This is a genomic window from Atribacter sp. (assembly GCF_035418125.1).
In the GTDB taxonomy this organism is placed as follows: Bacteria; Atribacterota; Atribacteria; order Atribacterales; family Atribacteraceae; genus Atribacter; species Atribacter allofermentans.
This window is the reverse complement of sequence record NZ_DAOLQM010000348.1, coordinates 1-1,699: the sequence shown is the minus strand read 5'-3', so window position 1 is coordinate 1,699 and position 1,699 is coordinate 1. Positions and strand designations below refer to the sequence as shown.

The 1,699-nt window shown below is 38.0% G+C and carries 2 protein-coding genes; both read right to left on the bottom strand.

What is annotated here, in order from left to right:
• Nucleotides 1–983: DUF1302 family protein (locus PLK24_RS11290; RefSeq protein ID WP_324479206.1), on the bottom strand; the 983-nt coding region annotated here is incomplete at its 3' end.
• Between the two features lie 11 nt (nt 984–994).
• A partial coding sequence (locus tag PLK24_RS11285; protein ID WP_324479204.1) for an outer membrane lipoprotein-sorting protein occupies nt 995–1,699 on the bottom strand: 705 nt, incomplete at its 5' end.

Sequence of the window (1,699 nt, the reverse complement as noted above, 5' to 3'; positions counted from 1 at the left end):
GCAGTATAATCGGCACCGACACTGGCTTTCCAGTACATCTCATCAAATACATCCACTGTAGTAAAACTGGTTGTTCCATCAGGACTATGAGTAGCGATCTGATTGCTCCATTGTTCAGGAATAAAAAGAGCAAAATCAGCTCGAAATGTGACCCCAGCAATTCCGGGAATTTCTCCTTGAAACTCAGCGCCGAGAACGCTTTTTTCTGGATAACCCATCTTGGCTAGAACCGAACTTGAACCATCAGTGTTGAGAGTAATATCGGTTTGATAGGGAAAAGCCGAAAGGTAATACCCTTTGAGAAAACTAAAGGCGGTATCGATGCTTCCTACTTTTCCACGGGCTCTTATTCCCCAAATTGGTTGAGCAAAATCAACGTCGGGTGACTCTTTTTCTATTTGGATTTGCATGGTTTGTGGGTTCACTCCTAATAAAGGAGCTAATTGGTTTCCAAAAAATAATTGCTCAACGTAATCAGGAGTAAAATTGGAACGGAATTCGGGTTGGTAAACAAATTCCATTGACCAAGTAGGATTCATATACCATTCGGCTTTAAGAGCTAGAACTGGGATTTTTTCATCTAAAGCATCCCCGCTGATTGATTGAGAAAAAGGCCGGGGATTAAGGTTGTCAACCGGGCTAAAAGCATCACTTGCTCCCCAAGTCAAATGAAGATAACCTAATTTAAAGTCGATATCTTCTGATGGGGTGGCAACACCTTGTAGGTATAATTCATTTATTCGAATTGGAGAATAGTTATCATCCGACTGATATTTTAAGGTCGTATCAACCATCAAATAATATTCACTACTCAACGATGGATTGTAAGTCAGTTGAAGTGAACTTCCATACTCAAAGTTACCGGTACCAAATGTATAACTCCCAAAAGTTTTTACTTCACCGTTTATATCTGCCGCAAATACACCTGATGTAACTAAGAATAAAAGAGCAATAATGAGAAGGAATCTTTGAACTTGTTTCATAACCATAGACCTCAAAGCTCAGGACGCTGAATGGTTCTAACACTAAAGAAATTTTTTGGGAGTTCAATATCTTTCTCGACACTTCCCATTTCCATATATGATCTCGTATTATCTTTCAGGTCTTGGAAAGTCATTTTTAATATGGTAATAGTTCCATCTTCCTCTTCTTGAACCTCTTGAACTTCTAATACCTTCCAATGATTACCATTAAGATCGATGAATTCAATTTTTTTAAAGTAGAACTTTTCCTTATCAACCGTCATAATGAGTTTTGAATAATCAGTATCAGGGTCATTGGGCTTAAGATCCAATACATAATTTTGATCGTCTTCACTGGCCAAAGACGCTTCATAATCGTCCTTTGAATATCCACCGCTAAAGTCTCCAAAGGAAAAATTGGTTCCAGCAAATTTCTCCTTTTTACTCGATCCGGCAATCCGACGAACCTTTTTAAAAGCTGGCATAAAAAGATATATTTCGTCACCGTCTTTAGTACTGAGCATAGTTACATTTTTAACTTCAGCCGGGCTTAAAAATCGAAATATAAAAGCACGATTTTGTGGATTTTCAGAGTCATCAATTGAATACATGACTAAGTCACGTATTTCTTCTTTTCCTTTATCATCAGATAAGGTCATTTTACCAACCGATTTTTGGGTGGTATTGACTGCTCTTTTCTCTTCCATTTGATCAAGAATTTCATCTGCAGTCAAGGC